Origin of the sequence: Exiguobacterium sp. s28 (assembly GCF_018618135.1) — a bacterium.
Taxonomy (GTDB): Bacteria; Bacillota; Bacilli; order Exiguobacteriales; family Exiguobacteriaceae; genus Exiguobacterium; species Exiguobacterium mexicanum_A.
The window spans coordinates 1-23,291 of the sequence record NZ_JACSLL010000005.1; the positions used below are offsets into that span (position 1 = coordinate 1).

Genomic DNA, 23,291 nt, shown 5'->3' on the forward strand with positions numbered 1-23,291 from the left:
GGCTACCGAAACCTCGAACGTTTCTTTTTGAGATTACGCTTCGAGCTTGGTCGTTAAAATAGCAACCACGTGTTATGGTGATGAGCCAATGATTATAGCGTGTGATAGTTGCGGAAACAAATCGAGGATTCTTCGTTCCATCGCGCTAGGTTTTAAACGGAAATGAATGAAAAAAAGAGCGTTGATGAATCATCAAGGAAGGGGCAAGCGTTCAAATGAGCCTGAAAAAACAACTACACAAGGCGATCCTCTCAAATGACCGAGCGACCGTTCAATGTCTAGTGAAGCCGCTCGCTCACGAAGTGGTGTTAGATACATTTCTTGAAGTTGCGTTTGATACGGATGATTTAGCGGTCTACGAAATCGTATGCGATCAGATTCAAGTTGAGCAGACTGCGGATTGGGAAGAGGCTGCGTCGCTTCTCATGAGCCAACCGTTCTGTCACCATCCTCATGCCTATGAACGGGCCTACGAACATGCGAAACGTGCTGTTGTGCTTGATTCTAGTCGCATAGATCTAAAGGAATACTTGCTCTTTTTCAATGCGATTCCCGACAAATTAATGACGGATGATGAAGCGAACGAATTAGCGACCGAGATTCTAAAGCTGCGGCCAACAAGTCAGGTCGCTAAGATGCATCTTCTGTAAAACGATGACTAGAGTCGTGCTGAATGATTATTCCAAGTGGAAACGTCCAATGATACAATGTGATGTAAGTCATCCCTAGAGGAGGCGACAACATGCGTTGGATGATTCGGCTTGGCTTGACCGCAGTGCTGACGGTAGGGATGGTCATTGTCGGAATACGTCTCATCTCATATTTAATCGAGTGGTGGTATCGTCCTCCGACATCGGGATTGAAGTTGCGACCGACACCGGCAGAATCTGAGTATTTGATGGAGTCGTCCGAAGGAAAGATGAGGATACCAAAAGAAGAAGAACAGTCTCGTCTGAAACTGGATTATTTGGATTATACGATCGATTCCGTGACGACCGTCATCGAACGAGGCGATGGCCTCTTCTATTGGGTATTGTTGTTAGCCTGTGTATTGCTTAGCGTACTGATTTTTGCCGCTAACATTCGTTTTCAGCACCGCAAGCGAGCTGACGAAACAGCTTCGCTCATGACAAGGACGTTCTCGCGTCATCCAGTCCCGAGCTCGATGACGAGTGTCGAGGAACCGGCTTGGACCGGTGTGACGATTCGGGACGCTCTCATCGCATTCAATCAGGCGTTGCCATCGGCGAAGAAATGGTTGCCGACGGAAACGGTTTTAGAGTGGGCACGACGCATCGAATTGACGGACGTCGATTTCAAGCCGTATTTGGACGAGCGCTATGGAATGACCGATCCGGTGACGCCGGAACAGGTTGTGCGTTTTCGCACGACGCTCGAACAGTATGAGAAGACGAATTCAGTCGAATAGATGAATCAGGACAGGGGATTAAGGGATGGCTCGAATCAAATCATTTACGTTTTGGCTCACACTTTTTGCGGTGCTGATTTGTCTCTATAATGGGAGCGGCGCTGATGACAAATCGATTCTCTTCTTTCTGACGAGTCCTCCGTTTTGGGTCATGGAGACGCATTGGTTCGTCGAGACGTTCACCCACCCTTCGAATATCACGATGTGGGTCAAATATGTGGTAACGATCCTATTTTGGGCGGTGGTCGGTACAGGGCTTGATCGTCTATGGCTAAAGGGGAGAAAGCGACAGCTAAGTAAGGGTTAGGAGACGTGAATCAAATGAAATTGCACATTAAAACGTTACACCAAACGAAAGATTCGCGAATCGTTGATGCCGATGTATTCGGGGATGACTTGATTGTTCTGGTGAATCAGGGTGGCCCTGTCGTTTATTGGAACGAGCGGACGCTGCGACTACCGTTTCAGTTGAGTTCACCATTCATCCGTCTCCTTGATTCAGAGACGTTTCTGGTCGTCGATGTGACGCTCGAGGAGACTCCTGTCAACGTCTGGGTCATCGATGAGCGGGGTAAGATTCTTCATTCGTTCCATGCGGGCAACGCCATTGGAGCGGTCGCCGTCAACGACACGGGGATTTGGATCGGCTATGTCGACGAGGGGGTGTTCGGCGAAGGGATTTCTACCGAGGCACTCGTCTGTTTCTCGCAGACAGGTGAAGTGTTACGACGCTATCAGTCCGATTTGGTACGTCCGCCGACCATCGTCGACTGCGAATTACTGCAAGCAAATCGAACCGGGGTCTGGCTCTGTCCGTCGATTTGGTATGACTTGATTCATATCGAGGTGACCGGGCGACTTAACAAGTATAAGACACCGAAGCTTCTTCACGATAGCTCGGCGCTAACGGTCCGAGGCCAGGTCGGCTACTTCTTGAAAGACGGACTGTTGTACAAATGGCCGTTCGGTGCGCGGAAACACCCTGACGTTGTAGCTAAGTTTTCGGGAGCGGCTAGAGGGTTAGGAGAGGGCACGACCTTCCACTTCATTCAAATCGGTGATTATGAAGTGAACGGCGTTCAGTTCGTCGATGAGTGATGACGCATCTAGGTGTCGTTGAATCGACTAAGAAGTTACTGGTTACAACCGAATGATGTCTCGTGACGATGGACCTGATGTACAGGTCCTTTTTACATTCTCAAACGATTAGCGCGATAGAATCGCGTTAATCATTGTATCAACTTGTCGGAATCAATTCCCTCTTTTTTGTAAATTCAGTATACTCATGTTATTGATGTTAGAAAGAGGGCGATGAGATGAGACTTCGATGGATGGGCGTACGCACCATCGCACGTCGAGGCGACAGACGTGTTGTTATTCTTTTCGTCCCGAGAGCTTGCGCTCGCTTGCCGGGCTGAAGAGTGGGCCGACTATCATGTGATTGAGTTGCCGGTCGACCTGTTCCTCGAACGCTGGTTGCCGAACATGTCGGATGATGAGCTGCTGTGCGGCCTCGATTGGTCGAGCGATCTGGTTGGATTGGAGTATGACCCAGAAACCATTCTGGAGTATTTCGAATAAATTTATTTCACATACCGTTAATATAATATTTTTAAAGAAAAGAGAGCAGCAACTATGATAAATCCTTTTTCCCAAAAACGCGATCATCTCGACAATTGTCCGTGTTCAAACTGTCGCCAGGAACTTGAAACCCCGATAGGTTACGGTTCTGTCATGCCGGTAAGCATCGAAGGCTTCACGAAGAAACAGTTGAAGCGACGCGTCGTACTGACCGATGACCTTTGTGTCGTCGATGAGGCTCATTTTTTCGTCTACGGCTGTGTGGAACTCCCGATTGTCGGAGAAGATGAGATTTTTTCTTGGAACGTCTGGGTGTCACTTAGTGCCGACAATTTTTTCCGCATGCTCGACTTGTGGGATGAGCCGTCCCGCATCGAACTTGACCCGATGTTCGGCTGGTTCGCAACCGAACTACCTGGCTATCCGGACACCCTTAATTTAAAGACGAACGTTCATACCCGAGAAGTGGGGATGCGGCCGTTCATCGAATTGGAGCCGACCGACCATCCGCTTGCCGTCGAACAGCGGGAAGGGATCACCCGCGAACGGATTGAAGAACTGGCGCGCATCGTGGAAAGCGACGCATGAGAGGAGAACACATTTTTGAATGATTAGGCTATAGGGAATATTTTTGAGCTGTATTCAGGAAATGAAAAACTTTCAGCGGAACAACAAGCGATGAACGATCGCATCGACGCCTACGTTGAGGCAGAACAGTTTAAACAGCTCGAACAGTACCTTCAACAGACCCGAGGCATCGAACAGATGTTGATTGACCGCGTGATGATGGACCCGACCGATCACAGCCGCTGGGACTTGCTGATCGGGTATGAGTTGATAAATACCATCGAAGATTTTGCCCGGGTGAACAGCTTCGGTCTCACTGCCTATACGTTTCATCCGGATGACCCGTTCTATTTCGCGCTCGCCTTATATTGGACGGGATGGAATGACTTTGTCATCACGGACGAACACGTCGCCTTGGCAGCGTCACTCATCGAACAAGGGCCAGAAGAAGTGAGCGGCTTGCTGTGCATTGCGTTGGCAAAAGAATTCGGCCATTTGAAGCACAAGTATTTTCAACTCGCGATTGAACACTGCCCATGGGCACCTGAACCGTATTTGTGGCTCGGGAAGCGCCGCCTTTATTCTAATCCGGAAGAAGGAAAGATGCTTATCCAGCAAGGACTAGACCGGGTGAAGTATACGTGGGGATTTGATCAGAAGGGGCGCTGGTTCGACACGGGCTCACAGTATTTTAATCCCATCACGTGGCGGCAAGACACAATCACGGAGCTGTTCGGTCTAAGTATGAACCAAGACGAGTACATGAAATATGAGCGAATCATCAATCCGCAATAATCACCTTCAAGAACGGAGCATTGGAATGATCACAATCGCATTAGCCAAACCATCAGATGTAGATGCAATCGAACGACTGTATCTCGCCTGTAAAGACGATTTGCTCGCCCGACAGATTTTTCAATGGGACGACACGTATCCGAACCGCGCCTATTTTGAGGAGTGTATCAAAGACGATTCTGTCTATATCATGAAAGACGGTGAGGAGTTGCTCGGAGTCGTCGTGCTCGATGAATGGCAGTCGCCGGAATGGGAGGCGATCGACTGGTGTCACGCTCGGCCACTCGTCATCCATTCTTTGATGGTGCATCCGGAGCAGCAAGGTCAAGGGAGCGGAAAAGCGATGTTGCGTGCCTCGGAACAGTTGGCGAAAGCAGAAGGCTACACGAGCATCCGACTCGACAGCTTCTCAGGGAATGAGGCCGCCTGCAACTTTTACAAACGACACGGCTACGTCGAACGCGGAAGCGTCCATTTCGATTCAAAACCGAAAGGGCATGAACGGTATATTTGTTTCGAGAAAGCACTCGATTGAACAATCCAACTTCGAGGTCCAACTCTGGAAAGGAGTCCTATGCTAGAATTTGTCCGTGATTCGCAAACCATCGTTAACTTATTTTATCCCGCCTCGAAACGTCTCGTAATACATCGCCAGTTAAGTCAGTGCCTAGAAGGTTCAATCGAATCGTTCGATGTCATGTATAAGACGCATGGTTCAGGTGCCTCTCAAATTCAAACACGCCTAACAGTGCAACGCGGTGATCGATCTTCGCTTCAGATTGAGAAAACGTTAATCACGCTGACATTGCCCGAAGTATCGATTCAAACGTGGATGAACGGACTTGCAACCGAGTCCAATATGTATCGTGACTCTGCTGTCCCGGCCGTATATATAGAAACGTCAACCCTTGCTCGAATCGAGTGGCTGATATTAAACAGACGTTCATCACTCTAATCGTCCACTGACAAGGACGACGAATAGGTCGAACAAAATCTCACTACAATGAATAGAGGAACTAAGAAGCAACCAATCGAAGTGTTTACCTAACAGCTGACAGTTCTCGTGCCGAGTGAATAGACGTTTATTTGTCTAGCGTATGACGAAAAAATCATCAGCAAGACAAAAAGGAGAGATTCAACGATGTGGCACAATACAACGACATTACTCATGAAAAAGGCAAAGAAACATAAGAAATGGACCGAAGGGGCTTTTGTCAATCCAGTCTATTGGATGGTAAATGGAACGCCGTATTACATGGCAGGCTTTACGCGAAACAATCAACCGGTAGCAAGCGCCTACTTTACAATCGGGGAAGAGGTCGTGGACGAAGTGCTGATTGCGCAGCCGAACCTGTCTTATTTTGCCGATTTAAGCGGCAACCTGTCGCGTATGGCGACAGAGCGCTCAAACATTCCAATCTCTTATTACACGAAACCGTTGGACATACCGGTTGTGGATGCAAGCCCGCAAGTTCAACAGGGGAGAGACGCGTTTGCTCACTTTTGGGAGATTCAGCAAACGTTCAATCAGATGCTTCAAGACTATACGGCGTATTATAACGATGACGTATTAATCCGAAAGCACATCACGGACACAGATTTGTCTAAGATGAAAGAATTCGCCGTGCTAGCAGATATCTATCAACATCAAACGTTGAAGATATTAACGAGTCAGGGTGAAGATATTCAAGCGTTCGCGGCGTTTCTCGAAAATTCACAAGAGTGGTCAAGTCTGTCTCGACAAGAAAAGAAGTTCATCAAAGGAATTGCGGTCGGCAAAGAAAAGATGCAGAAGAACATGGAGGCGTTAGACGTGCTCGAGGCCACTGATTTTGACCAAATGTTCAAGTTGAATTACGACCACTTGATCAATAAGAATAAGGCAATCATCGAGGGGCAACGCCAGTACATCCGTTATCCAAAAGGGATTTCTTAAGGGGGATTTGATTTGAAACAACTTGAAGTGGCTACATATACGATGACAATCGACGCACCGATTGACCACACGTTCGCTTGTCTCGCAGAAGACGAACATATCATCAAATGGAACGACCATTTGATTGAGAACATCTACGAGGACGGTGACGCCTCACTCGTGACGGGAAAACGGTTCATCTCGGTCCAACAAATGGATAAGAAAGAGATTCGGGTCGAATCAATTTTAACATCCGTCAATCGTCCATATGAGTGCGAGGTACAGGCGATGACGAATCAAGGGGTGTCGACGGCGACATACACATTGAGCGAGACAGCAGACGGGACGGACGTTACGATTCGCATCACACTCGCACCGTCCTCATGGCTGTATACCCTATATGTAAAAGCGTTCCGCTGGGCGATTCGCCTGATTTATGATGAACAGTTCAAACAGTTCCGTATCTACGCCGAGGCGAGTGCGCCAAAACCGTCACCTGCCCGAGAGGCGGAGTGATTCGACGATGATTGAATCGATTACCCCTTCGAAGCGTGACGCGGTCCGCGCATTCTTTATCGATGCCTGGGGCTCATCTGAGATGGTCATCTCGACCGGGACGTATGATTGCGCCGCACTTGACGGGTTCGTCTGGTCGGAAAGGGACGTGATCATCGGGCTCGTCACGTATGTCATTCGAGCAGACGAGCTTGAAATCATCTCGCTCGACAGTTTGCAGGAGAAGCGTGGCATCGGCTCGGCACTCCTCGATGCCGTGGAGCGAGTGGCCAAGCACTATCAGCTTGAGCGGCTGTCGCTCATCACGACAAATGACAATCTGCGGGCGCTCGCGTTTTACCAACGCCGAGGCTGGCGCCTCACACGGATCATCCCGGGCGCAGTCGATGCGGCCCGGATCCATAAGCCGTCAATCCCCGTCATCGGGGAGTACGGCATCCCGCTCCATGACGAAATCATGCTTAGCAAAGTCATCCCAACCTAAAGAAAAGAGGAATCTTCCCATGATTCGATTCGGTATCATCGGCACGAACTTTATCACCCGTTCTTTCATTGAAGCGACCCATCAAGTCGCAGGCGCGACCGTGTCCGCCGTCTATTCTCGGACAGACGAACGCGCGACGGCGTTCGCTGAAGAATTTGATATTCCAAACACGTTCACCTCGCTCGAGGAGATGGCGTCCAGTGAGGTGATTGATGCGGTCTATATCGCGAGCCCAAACTCGCTCCACGCCGAGCAGAGCCTGCTGTTTATGCGCCACGGCAAGCACGTCCTCTGTGAGAAGCCGTTCGCCTCAAACGTTGAGGAAGTGAGACAGATGCTTGAGACGGCGCGCGAACATGACGTCGTCTTGCTCGAGGCGCTTCGCAACTTGTTCATGCCGAACTTCAAGGTGTTGCGTCAAGAGCTCCATCGCGTCGGACCGGTCCGGCGTGTCATCTTGAACAAGTCGCAATATTCGTCACGCTACGACTTGTATAAGCGCGGGGACAACCCGAACACGTTCAATCCTGCCTTCTCGAACGGTTCACTGATGGACCTCGGCGTCTATTGCCTCGGCCCGGCCCTGAAACTGTTCGGACGACCGGGCGGCGTGCAGGCGAACGCGGTCAAGCTCGAGTCAGGCGTCGACGGTAGTGGTTCGGCCATCTTGTCGTATGACGGCATGGACATCATCGTGCTCCACTCGAAGATCCATGGCACGGACGCCCCGTCTGAAATCATCGGGGAAGCGGGACGCATCGTGATTGACGATATCGGTTCGCTCGACCGGTTGACATTCGTTGGCCGCGACGGGACGACCGTCGAACTCGGTTTAGAACAGGCGAGCCATATGACGTATGAGATTCAGACGTTCGTGAAAATGATTGAGGCAGGAGAGCGGGAGACCGAGGTCCATTCAATTGACGATATGCTCACACTCGCGGACGTCATAACCGACATCCGGCAGCGCATCGACGTGTGGTATCCTGCCGACGTATAACAAATGAGCCTCGAGCATGTGCTCGGGTCTCTTATTCTAAAGAGAAGGTGCGGAACAAAAAATGAATGCACAAGAGATTCTAGATGAATTTGAAAAGATATATTATTGGGATGCTCGAGTTCTCGGGTTTGATTGTCGGTATTATGGAGATGAAGTTTCAGTTAAAATTGAGGAAGAAAATGAGGATTATCATCATCTGATTGAATTTTTAGGGTGTATCAAAGTCGACATCTCTGCTCCTTTGAACGACCGCGTGGCACCTATAAAAGAATTAACGAGACTACAGCTACCTTACTTCATGCACGATATCGCTGTCTCGAGTTACATGTTGGACGGAACCGAGGTATTCGTATGTAACCTGTTGTTCCCGCCGGCAAGCGCTGAAATTCATTTCACTAAAATTAGAATCGGGAAGGAATATCATTGATGCTGATCCCGCTTTAACGCATTCATCACCATCGCGATACGTTCCTCGGTCGAGTAGTCACCCTCAATCCTTAGGATGGGACAAGCCAGTTCAGCCAGCCATTGTTCATGCAACGTCTTGCTTCTGACTTCTGTCCCGGCTTGGTCGTAAAGGGCGGCCCAGCTCAAAAACGCTTGTGATTGCTCGTATAGGCTGCCGCCAGCGAGTGCCGCCGCTCCATAGCGCTCGAGCTCCCGTTGTTGCAATCGGGCCAGTCGGACGTCGGGCGGAATCCATAAAAAGATGACTAAAACGGCTATTCGTTCTGGGAAGAGATCGACATGCCGGACGTATATAAAGTGACGTTCGACAACGATGAACTCGTGAGCGTCGAAAAGCTTTGGGACCGTCAAGTAGTGGTGTGAAAGCCGTTCATGCTGTCATAAAAAAGGATGGGGCCGGTCTCGACCCCATCCTTTAAAGTCTACTCTCTATTCAGATACAGGTGGCGGATAAACAAGCCGAGTGCGACCGTCATAATGACGGCCGGAATCAAGCCGACGAGCAACAAGGAACCCATGCGTTCAGTCCTTTCTGAGCGCAGCGAGGCGCTGTGTCATGTCTTGGAACGATTGACCGTCCGAGAGCATGCTCAATTCGCCGGCGACGAGGTCGTTCACTTCACGGTCCCAGTTCTGGCTGAGCGTCGTCTCGAGCGCGGCAAGCTGCGTCGCCGTCCGTTCGACTTGATGACTTCCGACGCGCGCGAGTTGCTCGCGCACCGCCGTCTTCAACAGGGCACTCAAGTCGTCGCGCAGTTTCGTCCGGCCGTCGCCTTCGAAGAACTGGTTCGCGTTCTTATAGTGCTTCAAGACGGGACGGAACGGAGCCGCCTCGAACGTGACCGGGTCGACGGCGTCACGGAACCAATCGATGTCGCTGTCGTCCTCAAACGACAACGTTGGCAGGAGCGGACGCAGTTTGAGCGTCTCGCGCTCGATCAAGCGTTCCGTCTCTCGTTTCAAGAAGCGCTCGAGTCGATATTGGAACACTTGCAACTCTTGATGGATGTCATACGCATACTTGTCGAGCGTCCGGGTGAGGGCGCGCTCGAGGCTCGCTTTCGACCCATCGACCTCGACCGGGTGGAACGTCTCTTTGACGAAGTCCGACAGCCGGAAGAGCGAGCGAGTCTCGAGGTGGGCGAGTAGCTCGTCCGTCTCGCGCTTGAACGGGTCTTCGAGCGTCGTGACGTTGAGACGATTGTCAGACGTGCGCACTTGTTCGAGTTTGCCACGACGGGCTGCCTTGACGCTCGCATCCGCTTCGGCCTCGCTGACGACGTCCTCGAACGCGGCGACGAGGGCATGTGCCTCATCTTTGATGCGGACCGCGTTCGCCTGACGCAAATCGTGGTCGACGAATTGCTCAAGTTTGGCCGAGAATCGGTCGAACCCGGCATCCGTTCCCTGGATGGCGTTTCGGCTCGAGATCGGCAGCACCGTCGGATGACGGACACCGAGCTTCGTCAACTGGTTCGACACATAATCGGTGACGGCGAACCGTTCCGCTTCATCCGCCGCCAAATCTGACGCGTTGACGAGGAAGAACATGTGATGGTCACCTGTCCCTTGGACGCGTCCGAGCTGGATGACGAGTTCTCGGTCGGCCTCGGTGAAGGCGTGATTGTAATACGTCACGAACAAAACGGCATCGGCGTCACGCATATAGCCGAACTGCACCTCGCTATGACGGTTGAACTGCGAGTCGGCACCCGGCGTGTCGACGAAGATGATGCCGCGCTCGGCCCAAGGGGAGTCGATGGCGAGCTCGATCTCTTTGACGATACAGCTCTTCTCTTCCTCCGTGACGAACGAGCAGAACGTGTCATAGTCGACCGTCTCCTGGCTGCCGAGATAGGATAGGGGAGCGTTCTTGACGGCGTTGACGAACGAGTGGTCGAGATGGAGCGCGTCGAGTGACGCCCCGTAATCGTTCAGCTCCGCCTCGAGCTCGGCACGTGTCTTGAACGTGATCAACGCACTTTTGTTGGCACGGCCGTTCGGCGGCACGATTTTCGTGATCGACGCCGTCAGTGGGTTCGGTGACGTCGGGAGCACCGTCTCACCGAGCAACGCGTTCAACGTCGACGACTTGCCGGACGAGAACGCACCGAAGATGGCGAGCGTGTACGTCTCGGATTCGGCCCGGGCCAATTTATGACGGAGCGATTTGACGCGTGACTTGAATAACGGATGGTCCTTTAATATTTCACATACCGCATATTCATACGAAAAATCAAGAGACAAAGCAGTAATATCATCCACCAAAAGCGAGGTCGAAGCAACTTCTTGTTGCTGATGTTCGACTTGTTTCTGCGGCAATTGGTCGGCCGTGACGTAGTGACGGGTCTCAAGGTCCGTCATACGTGAATCAGAGAGGTCACGTGTCGTGTAATGGGTGAGCTCGTCTCGTTGTTCGGAGAGCTGACGTTGTAGCGCCAACGTGTCGAGCATGTCATACAACTCATCTTGCTCGGTCTCGATGGAATGGATTCGGTCTTGGCCTTCAACCTCAAGATACGTTTCGACGGACGTGACCCACGGTTCGGACACTTTCGTCACCCAAGAGGCGAGCGCCGACTCGATGTCGCGGCTGAATTGAAGCACCGTGTCACCACTGAGCGATGCGCCAGACTTCACTTGGTCACTGATGAGCGTGCTCGGTGCGGCCGGTAACGTGTCAGGACGCGACAGAATCGCCTCGGGCAGTTTCAAATCGCGGACGATGTCTTCGGCGTACTTGATCAAGTGGGGGCGAAGGTTCGTATCAATCAATCGGTTGAACTCCTTGACGGCAATGTCTTCACGATGCAGCCGTTCCTGGCGCGTCTTCTCTTTTGAGAAGAACAGGCCGACCTTGAACTCCGGCGCACAACTCTCGAGATAGTCCCGCAACAGTTCGCGGAACTCGTAGTTCATGATCGGCGCGCTCGCGACAATCGGTGTCTGGTGTTTGAAGAACTCGCGGCGGAACGCGGTGAGCCATATCGATTTTTTGTCGAGACGTTGCAGGCGGGCTTGAATCTCCGTCGGCTGCTTCTCGATGACCGGCAACTCGTTCAGGAGCGCGTCGTTCGCACGTGTGGACCGGGCGAGCAACGTGTCAACGAGCAAATCGGCGCGTGCTTCCGCATGTTCCCGCGCGGCGTCGATGACGGTTTGGACGTACGTCCGGAGGCGTTCGACCTCATTTTCCGGGTGATCGAGCTCACGGAGCGAGATGTAAAACATATCGTCCGGATTGATCGCATGGCGGGTGAAGGCGGTCTCGAGCGAACGCTTGAACGTGCTGAACGGAAGCTCTCCTTCATCGTGCTTATCGATTTGGTTGATGATGATCGAGTAGGGACGTCCTTCGGCGCTAAACTGTTTCATCAGTTTAATGTTTTGTTCGGACTGGACGTGATTGTAGTCCATCATGAAGAACAGATGGTCGGCGAGAAAGAGCGAGCGTTCTGTCGCTTGACGGTGCCGTTCATCGGTCGAGTCGATCCCAGGCGTGTCCATAAGGACGACGTCGCTTCCGAACGGGAAGCGGGGCAGGGCGTACTCGACTTCTTTAATCTCTTCGATTTTGCAGTAGTCGCTCAAACGGTCGAGCTCATTCGGCGCGAGTCGAATCCAATCTGTATCGTTGACGGCGACGGATGCCCCGATTTCCCCATGTCGAAGCGTCACGATATTCGCACTCGTCGGAATCGGGCTCGTCGGTAACACACCGTTCCCGAGCCAATTGTTGAGGAGCGTCGACTTCCCGGCCGAGAAATGGCCACAGACCGCGATCCAAATCTCATTTTGTGTCACTTTTCGGAGCCCGGTCTTGGCGAGACGAGCTGACTCGGTCTCAGTTTGCATGTCAAATACGTCGGTCAATTGCGCGAGGCGCATACGTTGTTCGTTCATAAATCCCCATCCCCTACTTATGATTCCGTCGTGATGCCGACGCGGTGTCTACGATATGTGTTGTTTTCCCAGGCTTGAATGACGAGATCAGCCACATCGTCACGCGAGATTGGTCCCGAGTTTTGCGTCCCGAGCACGTCAGCTGTGATGACGATGTTCCCGACGGACGCATCTTCAATCAATTGGGTCGGGCAGACGATTGTATAATCGAGCGGCGATGCATCGAGCAGTTCATATGCCCGGGCGTGATCCTCGGCCGCGGTCGTCATCGACCGTTTCGACTCGCGGGTCTCGAAACGATAGTTGTCAGAATCATGTGCCTGCAAGATGCCGGCCGTCCCGACTGTCAGGATGCGCGTAATCCCGGCTGCTTGCATCGCTGAGATGATGAGCGGCGTGAAGCGGGACAAGACGTCCTGCTTATCCGTACCGAGCGCCGACATGACGACGTCGGCCGATTTCACCGTTTCTGCGATGGCATCCGCGTCGGTCGCGTCACCAATGATGACCGTGAGACGATCCCTCGGTTCGACCTCGCGACGTGACAACAGTCGGACGTCGTGGCCGTCTTTTAACAAACGTTCAAGCAACCGCATCCCCGTGCGGCCGCTCCCTCCAAATAAAGCAATGGTTGACAAGTAAACCCCTCCCAATCAAGATTAAAGAAAATATCCAACGCCATCATACCACGGAAGCGCTATCGAAACAGGAGACAACGGCTTGAAGTTGTGAGGTTTCAGGGCAGGGTAAGTGGGATACAAAAAGTTAAGACGTGTATAAGGGAGGAAGACACTTCGTTGTCGACACCGCATGAGATTTGGAGCTAGAACCATCAAGACCGGGATATCCGTCGCCTTGGTATTGCTCATCGCCGAGGCATTTCAATTTCAACAGATTGTCGTACCGGCACTCGCGGCCTCGCTCGCATTATTGCCGTCCGTTTATCAGACGGGTGTCCGGCTATTAGAAGAACTAAAAGGGAACTTGATCGGGGCTTTGCTCGCCGTCTTCTCATTAATGTTGACGCCGAACCCGACACCGATCGCCATCGGCGTCGTCATCATCATCGCCATCTCGATCCTTCTCTTCTTGAACCTCGAGTCGACGACCCGGACCGTCATCTTGACGACGATTCTGATTATGGAAGGGGCCAGCCAATCGGACATGCCCGTCTGGATGTTCGCCGGGGAGCGTTACTTGCTCATCATGATGGGGATCACGGTGGCGCTTCTCGTCAATGCGCTCTTGTTCCCGCCGCGCTATGAGCGGAAGCTTGAGGACGAGATCGCGACCGTCTCCCAAATGGCCGTCCGCATCGCGCGACTGTTCTCGGAAACAGAGGGAGGACGCTCGTCATTTGAGTCACTCGATGAGACGAAAAAGAAACATCGAGCCTCAAAGACGACGTACGACTTCTTTGAAGAAGAGATTAAAGCCAACCGCTGGCTCGAGAAGAAGACGCCGATTTATCGCCGGGCCGTCTTGAAGTCGAAGATGATTGATACGAACAGTGCCGCTATCCACGTGCTCGACAAGCTGCATGACGATTTTCTGACACTCGAACATCTACCACCTCAGCTCGAGGACGAATTGATGCGTCATATGCGGCACTTGCTCAGACGGCATGAGCGTCTATTCTCGGCTTATGAATTAGAAAACGAGCACATCATCGACCGGGAAGAGGATTTAATCCATGAGAACTTCGACTTCGCGAAGTTGATGATCGAGAAGATGCGGGATGAAGAGGAAGACCTCATCCTGACCGTCGTCCCGCTCGTCGCGACGATGACAGATTGGGTCAAGGCGATGAATGAGCTCGAACGCTACCTCATCACCGAGATGAAGAAGCACGGAGACAACCTGAAAGTGGAACCGCGTAAGAAGTGGTTCTTTGAAGACTAAAAAAGGTAAAAAAATAGCATCACCTAACTGGGCTTTTAAAAAGTCAGTTAGGTGATGCTATTTTTATGAGCTGAGCTTGCTTGTTTTTTATTTTCGTCACGTAAGGCGAGAAACGGGTTGAACCCATATAGTGATCTTGCTCCGATAGACTAGAGAGTAAAGCGAGGATGTTTTTAAGCTGCTTCGCCCCTTCTTGGATGCTCAAGTGATTGACATGTCCCTTTTGATCTAATCGGTTCACAAACAGCTCGACCTTCCCGCCGCTTTCAATCAATTCCCGACTGACCAATGCCGTATCCTCTATCAACTCTTCGAACTGATGATGAAGGCCGATTCCATTCGAAGCCGACAAGTCGAGATACACCGTGAACATGTCTTGATTGACCGGCTGGTACAGTTTCGTTTGCAAAGTGGATTTCTTCGCCGTCGCATACCAGTCGATTTGTCTAGACGGTTCATCCTCATAGGGCTTCGAGGAGATTTGTAGTAACCGATCCTTAATTGGAGAATATTTAGAGACGCGCTCACCAAGCTTCAGGTGTGATCGGATACGCTGCGCATGAGTACTTGAAATCGATGGATAGACCGTCCAACGTAAAGGGGGAGCCAAATAGAGTGTCAACGTACCTAACGATAGAGGCAAGTTAATCGTGATGGAGATTTCTGCTATTTCGATGGGCCCCCTTCGATTACCTGTAAGTTCGAAGACGAAATCAGACGGCAGCTCGTCCAATTCGATGATGGTTTCCGTATGCCCCTCTAAGTTTACAACGTAAGGTCCATCCTTTGGCGTACGTATATACGTTTTCGTGCTCATTTCGTTTAAGAGGTGCACGTTCGTCAGTTCAAGGGTGAACTTACAACTTTCGTCCTTGAACAGAATCGAGTCGAACTGTCTCCACGTGACGTCCATTTGTGCAGTCAGTCGTTTCGTGTAACGCTCGATATAAAGACTTGCTGCCAAAAAAACAGCAAGAACGAATGAAAAAATCGAGAGGTACGGCACGAACAACAAGATGACCATCACTGAAAATAAGACGATTTGGATTCGTTTTTCAAGCAAGAAAAATACATTGGTCGTGATGTTCATCGGAGTCACATGCCCATCTCGACCGGGACCGGGACGGTCGCCAAGAGTTCTTCCATGACCACGGCCTTCGAGGACTTGATCTCGCCCTCGAGCGTCAGTGTCAATCGATGTGCGAAAACGTATGGGGCCAAGAACTTGATGTCCTCTGGTGTGACATAGTCACGATTTTGGATATAGGCATAACTTTGAGCGGCTTTCGAGAGCGCGATCGTCGCACGAGGACTGATCCCCGTCTGAACATTCCGGTGACTACGTGACGCGGTCGCGATCGAGACGATATAACGTAACACATCTTTCGAGATGTGGATTTTCATGGCATCGGCTCGATATTGTAGGAGTTGCTCGAAATCGACATTCGCCAGTACCGCCTTCCGAGTCTCGGTGACGGATTCCTCCAACAATTGAAGTTCGAATTCTTCGGTCGGGTACCCTGTATGTAGACACATCATGAACCGGTCAAGCTGCGCATCAGGCAAAGAAAAGGTACCAGATGATTCAATCGGGTTTTGCGTCGCGATGACGAAGAATGGGGTAGGAAGGTGATATGTCTTGCCCCCGACCGTCACCTGTCGTTCTTCCATCGCTTCGAGCAATGCGGACTGGGTACGTGGGACGGCCCGGTTGATTTCATCGATGAGCACGATGTTGGCGAAGATCGGGCCTTGCTTGTTTTCAAACTCTTGCGTCTTTAGATTGAAAAAATCTGAACCGACAATATCTGACGGTAATAAGTCGGCTGTGAACTGAATTCTTGAAAAGTCGCCGTGGAAACTCGTCGCTAACGTCTTGGCCAACATCGTTTTCCCGGTGCCCGGTACATCTTCTAAGAGCACATGTCCGTTTGCCAACAGCGACGTCACACACAACTCTACTACTGTCGGGTTGCCCAAATAGACTTGGTTGATTTCCTCAATCATCGTACGAATGTTCATCAAGATTTCTCTCCTTTGTAGTGTTGTATATACTGTCTGACAGATACTTTGAAATCATGAAGTGAGCGCTCGTCGATCACGTTCAGTTCTCCATATCGCACATCGGCATAAGGTTTCACAGATTGTTCGAATCGAATGCGTGCAAACCACTCTGAGACGGTCTCGTGAGGTTTTCGTTTTTGAGTGTCGCTCAAGGTGTCATTCAACTCCACGAGTAGTTTCCCAAGCTCAGTATCAGAGGCATAGAGAAAGATTGGTGTGGTATTGGTCACCGTGTTCATGTTGGCTCGATCTGAGAATGGTCTTTCGTCAGCTGAGGACGGTGTCGCTTTGCGTCGCCGCTTATCCCACCAATCTCGTACTCGCTTGTAGTACTTGAGAAATAAAATGAGCAAGAAAGCTATAACTGCCCATTTTAGGACATCTGAAACAGTCTCTTGATCTTCGCCAGACGTCTTCTTCTCAAACCGTTCTTTCGACAAAAGGTCATACCACTTCGGTATATCATTAGTATCCTCTAGATTCTCTGTTTTATCTTTAAAGGTTGCCAATTCACCGTCGATGTACCTTGGATTTCCCGACATGTCTTGTTGGGTCGGGCGATCTACAATCATTGTATAAAGGAAAGTACCCCCGATTTTAAATAAAGCGACGATGATTAAGGTCGATATGATGAAATAATACATTTTTCTTTTCTGCATAAGCCCTCCTTCATCGATAAGTCTCTATGATAACTTAGTCTTCTTAAAGGAATTCAATGTATACTTATATATTCCTTTATAATAAAAAAATGTTAACAATTGAAAAATAATACACTAAAAAGCGAATCACCAGATTGGCTAATTCACCGTATAATGAAAACATAATAAATATTATTGGGGAGTGGCAAATGAAGGTCCATTTACTGCACACTACAAAATTTTGGAACATCCGCGTCGGCACAGACGAGTTCGTCGTCCAGTATGGAAAGCTCGGTACGGTCGGTAAAGTCCAACTAAAGTCTTTTGATACAGCAGAAGAGTGTAAGAAAGAAGCCGACAAACTCGTCCGTCAAAAACTAAAGAAAGGGTACGTTGAGGTCGAGTACGACTGGGACAACCATCTTTACTTAGATGACCCAGAGATCGGCCCGCATCCGTTGACGGCCAACCCGGCGTTTATGCAACATTTCCAGGAAGACTTTTATTTAGACTGTACGGACGAGTTCGCGCCGTTCGGGAGCGATGAAGGGGCCGACGTCCTCGACATGTTCGGAGAAGCGCTTCGAAAAGAGCAGGACTTCGATTTTCTGGAAGGGGCGTATGCCGTCCTGTCTGACTGGCTCGAGGAAGACATCTCGACGCCGGACGACTGGATGTTGAACGGAGATCGTTTCGTGTGTGACGTCGTCATCCTCGTGAGCGCGTTCGCTTCAATCAAACTGACCGGACGAATCACGGATGCGTTGAAACGTTCTGCCCATGAAGCGTTAACCACAATCGTCGAGGAAGTCGAGCCTGAGGATACGCATCGGTTTCAGCTAATCAACGAACAGCTCGCCACTTTCCCCGTGTCGAAATGAAACTTTTTCAGAAAAACGGCGTATACTAAAGAGAGAGAAGGACAAACGTCCGAACGAATAGGGGGAAACACCAATGTCAGACATAGAAACAACACCGATATCATTCAGTGGCACACTGCCGATCGAGGCCCGTACCGTCTTCCGACTGTCGAGCGCCATCTTTTATCTCATCGGCCTCGTCATTACAGGAGGGCTCGTCGCGGCCGCGCTTTATTTTGACTGGCCGACATGGCTTCAATATACGATGTACGCCTTACTCGCTATCGACCTCATCTATAGTGTGATCGATATCGTCGTCTTCCAAAAATGGAAGCAAGAACGGTTCACGTATGATGTAAAGCCGCTCGAGATTCGTTTGCATCACGGCATCATCACGACGCACGATGTGTTGATCCCGATGACGAAAGTACAATACGTCCACGCCCAGCAAGGCCCGCTGCTACGAAAGTACGGCTTGCAGACAATCACAATCGGGACGGCCGCCGGGTCACATGACATCTATGCGATCGAGGAATCGTTCGCGAAGTCGCTTCGGGAACAGATTGCCGTCTATGCCCGCATCGAAGAGGAGGATGTCGTATGACGGAAGCCGCCCTCACGTGGCATCGACTACCGAGTCGCGTCCTTATGCTTCGAGTGTTAGAGGTCATCAAGTCGTTCGCCATCCCGCTCGTGCTCTTGTTCGTCTTGAACAATGACTGGGAGTCGACGTTCGGCATCATCCTACGCGTCGGGATCTTGCTGTTCCTCGGACTCGACATCTTGCAGAAGTTCTTCGGTTGGCTCAACTTCCGCTATGCGCTCGATGAGAAGACGGTATATGTCATCGACGGCAACTGGATCAAGAAAGAGAAGTCGCTCCCGCTCTATAAGATTCAGAGCGTCCACTCGAACAGCCCGTTCTTGTACAGGTTGCTCGGGGTCGTCGAATTGACGTTCGATACAAACGCGAACAGCGACGACGCCTCGTTCAAACTGGCCGGCGTCTTCCCGAACGAGGCGAAGCGGCTCGAGGACATCCTGGACCAGGTCCGTCACCGCAAGACCGAGTCCGATATACCAGTAGAAGGAGAGACGGACACGACAGCTACACCGGTGGTGATTGAAAAACCGGCGAGCCGTTTGCTGTACGCCCTCTCGACCCGAGAGATCATCATCGCCTCGCTGACATCATTGTCGGTGTTCGCGATCTTCCCGGTCGCCTCGACGATCATCTCGTCCATCGATGACTTCATCAATCTCGACGGGACGTTCGATACGATCGGCGATTGGGTCGTCCACGCGTCGATTATCGCGATTGGCCTGCTCGTCCTGACGGTCCTGATATTGTCGGTCGTCATCGGCATGGTCATCAACTTCTTGAAATACGGGAACTTCCGGCTCGAACGTCGCGGGGACCGCATCCGCGTTGAGAAAGGACTGCTCAACCGTTCCGCTAAAGAGATCCCATACGAGAAGATTCAAGCGGTCCGGGTCAAAGAGACGTTCATTCGGCGCTGGTTCAACATCGTCGGTGTCGAACTCGTCGCGGCCGGGACGATGGACGAGTTGAAAGACGAATCGTCAACCATCCTCCCGTTCGTGAAACGGGAGCGGGCGATGACCGTGTTGAACGAGCACTTCGACCAGTTCGTCTGGTCTGACACGCTTCATCGCTTGCCAAAACGTTCGCTCTGGGTCAAACTGCTACGCATCAGCTGGGTCGGACTCATCGTCTCGGGTGTCGTTTTGTATTTCTTCCGCGATTACGCCTGGTGGCTCGTCCTACTGTGGGCCATCATTATCGGCGGTCGCCTATTGAGCTATATGACGACGCGCTACGCTCGCAACGGTCAGTTCATCGAGCTGCGGACAGGGGCCTTCAACGTCAGTTCATTCTTGACGGACAAGCCGCGGATCGAACAGGTCCAAGTGACACAGACGCCACTCCAACGCCGTTTCGATGTATGTAACGTCCTGTTCTCGACACGGGGTGGCTTGCTATCGAATGAGATGATCGAGGACATCCCGAAGCAAGAGGCGGACGCCATGATGAACTGGTTCTCCCGCTATACGGTAGAGGAAGATATGAAAACACCGGGCTAACGCCCGATTATCGACGAGCCCAGTCGCGTAGTGCGATTGGGCTCGTCGATAATCCTCTTAATGCAATCGCACGAACATGAGCTTGAAGTTGATCATCTTTTGTGTGAGCACGAAAAAAGCATGGCGCGTGTAGGTCACACGGGCCATGCTTTCTCATGAACAGCATTTGGAGAGACTTTTGGGAGAATGATTGTGAACGTCGTTTCTCTTGGTTGGCTCGTCACGTGAATCTCGCCCTCGTGTAAATCGATGATGGACTTGGCGATGGCAAGACCGAGACCTGATCCGCCGGTGTAATGCGCGCGTGACTGTTCCACTCTAAAAAATCGCTCAAACACGTAAGGGATGTCACGGGAGGGGATGGCCTCCTCGCCGTAGTTCGTCATGTTGATAAGAACCGCTTCATCCGTATCGTCGATGAACATATCGATATACGTTCCGTCACGCCCGTAACGAATCGCATTCTCAAGTATATTCTCAAACACACGGACGAGCTTTAACGCATCCCCTTCCACGATGGGACGTTCGGCTGAGGAGCTGAATCGAGCTTCCATTCCAACTTCCGAGAGACGTAACGTCGACTGCATGATGAACTGATTGAGCAATTCATCGAGACGGACCTCGCTTGTCTGGAGGGCGATCCGATCGTTTTGTAGAAACGTATAGTCAAAGATATCGTTAATCAAGCCTTTCAGATGGGTCGCGTTCTCATGGATGACGTGGATGTAATGTCGCAATTCCACCTCGTCCCGATAGCGGTCGCTGTGAATCAAGTCAAGATAACCCGTGATCGACGTGAGCGGGGAGCGCAAGTCGTGGGCGACGTTCGTCACGAGCTCATGTTTCAAACGATCCGCTTGAAGCACTTCTTGCTCCGCTTTTGCCGCACTGTCCGAGATGGCGCGAACGGTTGCCATCAACCGGTCTAGCTCTGGTGGAACAGATCGTTCAACCGAATCGCGGTCGGCATGGAGTTCTTCGACAAGTGACGTCATCCGCTCAATGTGAAACTGTAAATATCGTTTGCGCTCATATTGATAAATCAACACGAGACAAACGATGACCACCAGACTGTAAAACATGACGATGACACCTTCCCGGAAATACGACAACACGATGATCAGACTCTCCACAAATCGTGATGACTCTTCAAAGTACCAGACGGCAGGCAGTAACAACACACCGCTCAATGTGGCGACCCCGAAAGCAATCACTACATACAGCAGACGTTTCCATATCGGGATGAACGTTATGACGCGCCATATATTATGTCTCAATTTTATATCCCACTCCCCACACCGTATGAATGATGACCTCATGTGGCACGACAGCATGTAATTTCTCGCGGATGTTACTGATATGAACCATCACCGTCTGATTCGACCCGACGCCATGCTCTTGCCAGACCGTCTCAAATATCTCTTCAGAGCTGTACACCCGGCCTTTATGTTTCGCCAGTAAATACAAAATCTCAAATTCACGTGCCGTCAATCGAATCGTCTGATCTTGCATCGTGACAGTGTGACTGGCTCGATCGATCAGAAAGGGACCAGCTTGCACACTTGAGGACTCGCTTGGTCGGTTATAGTTTGAACGGCGCAGCAATGCTTTGACACGTGCCATCAACTCGAGCGGATTGAACGGTTTGATGATGTAGTCATCGACCCCTGTCGTTAATCCCAATATCTTATCCAGGTCACCCACTTTGGCACTGACCATTAGAATCGGGATTTGGCTCGTCTGACGCACCCGCTTACAAAATTCAAGCCCATCCATCCGAGGCATCATCCAATCTAAGATGATTAAGTCAAACGGCTCTCGATTGAACAAGGCAAGCGCCATTTCCCCATCGGTTGCCAGCGTCGTGAGATACCCGTCATTCTTTACATATACATTAATCAGTTCTGCGATTTGGACATCATCATCCACTAACAAGATTTTTGTCATGCCTGAAACTCCCTTGCGAATTAAAGTTGGAAATTCTGATATAAACGTCGGAACGGGGCAAATTGAACGATGAAGCGAACGAGTAGGAACCCTAAGAGTGCGCCGAACGCATTTGCCAATAAATCATTCACATCTGTGCTTCGTCCACTGCCTAGTGTCGTACGTACCAATAATTGCGTCAGTTCAAGGATTAGACTGAATTGAAAACCTCGTAGGAGGACTTCTTTTTTCGTGATCGACGGTTTCAAAAATGGAAGATAGCAGCCGAACGGGAGGAACATGACGACATTCAGCACAAATGAATACACATCGATGGTCAGAATCGGAATAACATTAATCGTTCTCCACCACGGGACTTGATTCGCATACTTTCCTACATTGACGTCAATCGGGAAGAAGACAAAGTGAAGGACACCTAATACGTATATCCCGAACGACAAAAGCAAAAGAGTTTGCGCGACCTTTACATGTTTCTTACGAAACGACCAGACGAGTAACGTGATGAGACCGAGAATCGCGAGCGGTATAAGAACGACCCCTGATTCGATTGTGAACATGACTGAATAATCTTTATTATACATGGTTATGAACCTCCTAAGAATTTGAACTGTCTTCAGTGTAGATGGCAGACTTAAAGAATTCTTAAAGGTGTCATAAATGAAATCTAAATAAGGCAAAGCGCTTCGCTCTGCCTCGAACTGTTGAACAACGGGCTTAGAAACTTGGTCTCTGAATGATGTCGGACGGCCAGCTATCATTCGTCACGTCAACTTCACCGTTTTCGCGTTTCTGTTACTGAAAAATGGGAACAAGTATGGTATGATGCAAGTAGAAAGAGACCGGTGCTGGACACACCGGCCTCTGGCTTACAGGCTACCACTTTAAGAGTGGTCTCAGCCGCCACAATGGTTAGTGAATCAGAAAGTGACCCATCTCATTGCGCCGAGGGGGTCATTTTTTTGTGCGTTCAGACGTTGCACGACCGGATGTTTGGTGTAACACCAAATGAACGATGATCGGAGCGAGGATCGGGACGATCACATAATCGCCGACCCAGGTCCATAGTTGTTCCATCCGCACCACCGCCTTCCTCCATTGTGGACTTGGCGGCTGACC

The 23,291-nt window shown here is 50.7% G+C and carries 25 protein-coding genes and 2 pseudogenes; 17 read left to right on the forward strand and 10 right to left on the reverse strand.

Annotated elements, in window-relative coordinates; translation table 11 throughout:
* Positions 1 to 215: 215 nt before the first annotated feature.
* The 13 genes and pseudogenes from KNP78_RS07040 to KNP78_RS07100 all read left to right on the forward strand — a co-directional run bounded on the left by KNP78_RS07040 (position 216) and on the right by KNP78_RS07100 (position 8,714).
* Positions 216 to 650, forward strand: coding sequence for a hypothetical protein (locus KNP78_RS07040; protein WP_214823509.1), 435 nt, complete (start codon positions 216 to 218; stop codon positions 648 to 650).
* Positions 651 to 742: 92 nt separating this feature from the next.
* Positions 743 to 1,429: a hypothetical protein gene (locus KNP78_RS07045; RefSeq protein WP_214823510.1), complete on the forward strand. Its 687-nt coding sequence runs from the start codon at positions 743 to 745 to the stop codon at positions 1,427 to 1,429.
* 25 nt (positions 1,430 to 1,454) lie between these two features.
* Positions 1,455 to 1,736, forward strand: coding sequence for a hypothetical protein (locus tag KNP78_RS07050; RefSeq protein WP_214823511.1), 282 nt, complete (start codon positions 1,455 to 1,457; stop codon positions 1,734 to 1,736).
* A 14-nt stretch (positions 1,737 to 1,750) separates the two neighbouring features.
* Entirely contained in the window at positions 1,751 to 2,527 is a 777-nt protein-coding gene (locus KNP78_RS07055) for a TetR family transcriptional regulator (RefSeq protein ID WP_214823512.1), read from the forward strand.
* A 240-nt stretch (positions 2,528 to 2,767) separates the two neighbouring features.
* Positions 2,768 to 3,010, forward strand: a pseudogene (locus KNP78_RS07060) (DUF2750 domain-containing protein); the annotation flags it as partial.
* Between the two features lie 54 nt (positions 3,011 to 3,064).
* Entirely contained in the window at positions 3,065 to 3,598 is a 534-nt protein-coding gene (locus KNP78_RS07065; RefSeq protein WP_214756637.1) for a DUF2199 domain-containing protein, read from the forward strand.
* Between the two features lie 90 nt (positions 3,599 to 3,688).
* A complete protein-coding gene (locus KNP78_RS07070) occupies positions 3,689 to 4,372 on the forward strand; it encodes a hypothetical protein (protein WP_214756636.1) in 684 nt (227 codons plus the stop codon).
* A gap of 25 nt (positions 4,373 to 4,397) precedes the next feature.
* Positions 4,398 to 4,907 carry a GNAT family N-acetyltransferase gene (locus KNP78_RS07075; RefSeq protein ID WP_214823513.1) on the forward strand — a complete coding sequence of 170 codons (510 nt, stop codon included), beginning with the start codon at positions 4,398 to 4,400 and terminating at the stop codon, positions 4,905 to 4,907.
* Positions 4,908 to 5,513: 606 nt separating this feature from the next.
* The gene (locus tag KNP78_RS07080) at positions 5,514 to 6,308 is read left to right on the forward strand and encodes a hypothetical protein (protein ID WP_214756632.1); all 795 of its coding nucleotides are present in this window, start codon (positions 5,514 to 5,516) and stop codon (positions 6,306 to 6,308) included.
* A gap of 12 nt (positions 6,309 to 6,320) precedes the next feature.
* A complete protein-coding gene (locus KNP78_RS07085; protein WP_214756630.1) occupies positions 6,321 to 6,803 on the forward strand; it encodes an SRPBCC family protein in 483 nt (160 codons plus the stop codon).
* Positions 6,804 to 6,810: 7 nt separating this feature from the next.
* A complete protein-coding gene (locus tag KNP78_RS07090) occupies positions 6,811 to 7,287 on the forward strand; it encodes a GNAT family N-acetyltransferase (protein ID WP_214756628.1) in 477 nt (158 codons plus the stop codon).
* A 19-nt stretch (positions 7,288 to 7,306) separates the two neighbouring features.
* Positions 7,307 to 8,287 carry a Gfo/Idh/MocA family protein gene (locus KNP78_RS07095; RefSeq protein WP_214756626.1) on the forward strand — a complete coding sequence of 327 codons (981 nt, stop codon included), beginning with the start codon at positions 7,307 to 7,309 and terminating at the stop codon, positions 8,285 to 8,287.
* Positions 8,288 to 8,348: 61 nt separating this feature from the next.
* Positions 8,349 to 8,714, forward strand: a complete 366-nt coding sequence (locus tag KNP78_RS07100) for a hypothetical protein (RefSeq protein ID WP_214756625.1) — start codon at positions 8,349 to 8,351, stop codon at positions 8,712 to 8,714.
* Here KNP78_RS07100 and KNP78_RS07105 read toward each other — a convergent pair.
* The 3 genes and pseudogenes from KNP78_RS07105 to KNP78_RS07115 form a co-directional block, all read right to left on the reverse strand.
* Positions 8,708 to 9,004, reverse strand: a pseudogene (locus KNP78_RS07105) (P-loop NTPase family protein); the annotation flags it as partial. The gene KNP78_RS07100 and the pseudogene KNP78_RS07105 sit on opposite strands and share 7 nt — an antisense overlap.
* Positions 9,005 to 9,277: 273 nt before the next feature.
* Complete coding sequence (locus KNP78_RS07110) at positions 9,278 to 12,658, reverse strand: dynamin family protein (protein WP_214823514.1); 3,381 nt, start codon at positions 12,656 to 12,658, stop codon at positions 9,278 to 9,280.
* A 17-nt stretch (positions 12,659 to 12,675) separates the two neighbouring features.
* Entirely contained in the window at positions 12,676 to 13,296 is a 621-nt protein-coding gene (locus KNP78_RS07115; protein WP_082665700.1) for an NAD(P)-dependent oxidoreductase, read from the reverse strand.
* Positions 13,297 to 13,468: 172 nt separating this feature from the next.
* Between KNP78_RS07115 and KNP78_RS07120 the strand changes: the two genes are divergently transcribed.
* A complete protein-coding gene (locus KNP78_RS07120; protein ID WP_214823515.1) occupies positions 13,469 to 14,560 on the forward strand; it encodes an FUSC family protein in 1,092 nt (363 codons plus the stop codon).
* A gap of 43 nt (positions 14,561 to 14,603) precedes the next feature.
* On the opposite strand, the gene KNP78_RS07125 is transcribed toward KNP78_RS07120, so the two are convergent.
* Genes KNP78_RS07125 through KNP78_RS07135 form a run of 3 tightly spaced genes read right to left on the reverse strand, consistent with a single transcriptional unit; the run spans position 14,604 to position 17,283 of the window.
* Positions 14,604 to 15,650: a DUF58 domain-containing protein gene (locus tag KNP78_RS07125; protein ID WP_214802614.1), complete on the reverse strand. Its 1,047-nt coding sequence runs from the start codon at positions 15,648 to 15,650 to the stop codon at positions 14,604 to 14,606.
* Positions 15,651 to 15,655: 5 nt separating this feature from the next.
* Entirely contained in the window at positions 15,656 to 16,582 is a 927-nt protein-coding gene (locus KNP78_RS07130; protein WP_214712781.1) for an AAA family ATPase, read from the reverse strand.
* On the reverse strand, positions 16,582 to 17,283 hold the full coding sequence (locus KNP78_RS07135; RefSeq protein ID WP_214712779.1) for a hypothetical protein: 702 nt from the start codon (positions 17,281 to 17,283) through the stop codon (positions 16,582 to 16,584). The genes KNP78_RS07130 and KNP78_RS07135 overlap by 1 nt, the downstream gene beginning before the upstream one ends.
* Before the next feature lie 188 nt (positions 17,284 to 17,471).
* On the opposite strand from KNP78_RS07135, the gene KNP78_RS07140 reads away from it, so the two are divergent.
* The 3 genes from KNP78_RS07140 to KNP78_RS07150 all read left to right on the forward strand — a co-directional run bounded on the left by KNP78_RS07140 (position 17,472) and on the right by KNP78_RS07150 (position 20,228).
* Entirely contained in the window at positions 17,472 to 18,143 is a 672-nt protein-coding gene (locus KNP78_RS07140) for a WGR domain-containing protein (protein ID WP_214823516.1), read from the forward strand.
* Positions 18,144 to 18,216: 73 nt separating this feature from the next.
* On the forward strand, positions 18,217 to 18,726 hold the full coding sequence (locus tag KNP78_RS07145; protein ID WP_214823517.1) for a PH domain-containing protein: 510 nt from the start codon (positions 18,217 to 18,219) through the stop codon (positions 18,724 to 18,726).
* A complete protein-coding gene (locus KNP78_RS07150; RefSeq protein ID WP_214823518.1) occupies positions 18,723 to 20,228 on the forward strand; it encodes a PH domain-containing protein in 1,506 nt (501 codons plus the stop codon). The genes KNP78_RS07145 and KNP78_RS07150 overlap by 4 nt, the downstream gene beginning before the upstream one ends.
* A 134-nt stretch (positions 20,229 to 20,362) precedes the next feature.
* Here KNP78_RS07150 and KNP78_RS07155 read toward each other — a convergent pair whose 3' ends face one another.
* From KNP78_RS07155 to KNP78_RS15745, 4 genes are all read right to left on the reverse strand, one after another.
* The gene (locus tag KNP78_RS07155) at positions 20,363 to 21,505 is read right to left on the reverse strand and encodes a sensor histidine kinase (protein WP_251128485.1); all 1,143 of its coding nucleotides are present in this window, start codon (positions 21,503 to 21,505) and stop codon (positions 20,363 to 20,365) included.
* The gene (locus tag KNP78_RS07160) at positions 21,495 to 22,175 is read right to left on the reverse strand and encodes a response regulator transcription factor (protein ID WP_214823520.1); all 681 of its coding nucleotides are present in this window, start codon (positions 22,173 to 22,175) and stop codon (positions 21,495 to 21,497) included. The genes KNP78_RS07155 and KNP78_RS07160 overlap by 11 nt, the downstream gene beginning before the upstream one ends.
* Before the next feature lie 20 nt (positions 22,176 to 22,195).
* A complete protein-coding gene (locus KNP78_RS07165) occupies positions 22,196 to 22,756 on the reverse strand; it encodes a VanZ family protein (RefSeq protein ID WP_214823521.1) in 561 nt (186 codons plus the stop codon).
* A 370-nt stretch (positions 22,757 to 23,126) separates the two neighbouring features.
* A complete protein-coding gene (locus KNP78_RS15745; protein ID WP_256440867.1) occupies positions 23,127 to 23,249 on the reverse strand; it encodes a hypothetical protein in 123 nt (40 codons plus the stop codon).
* Positions 23,250 to 23,291 lie beyond the last annotated feature (42 nt).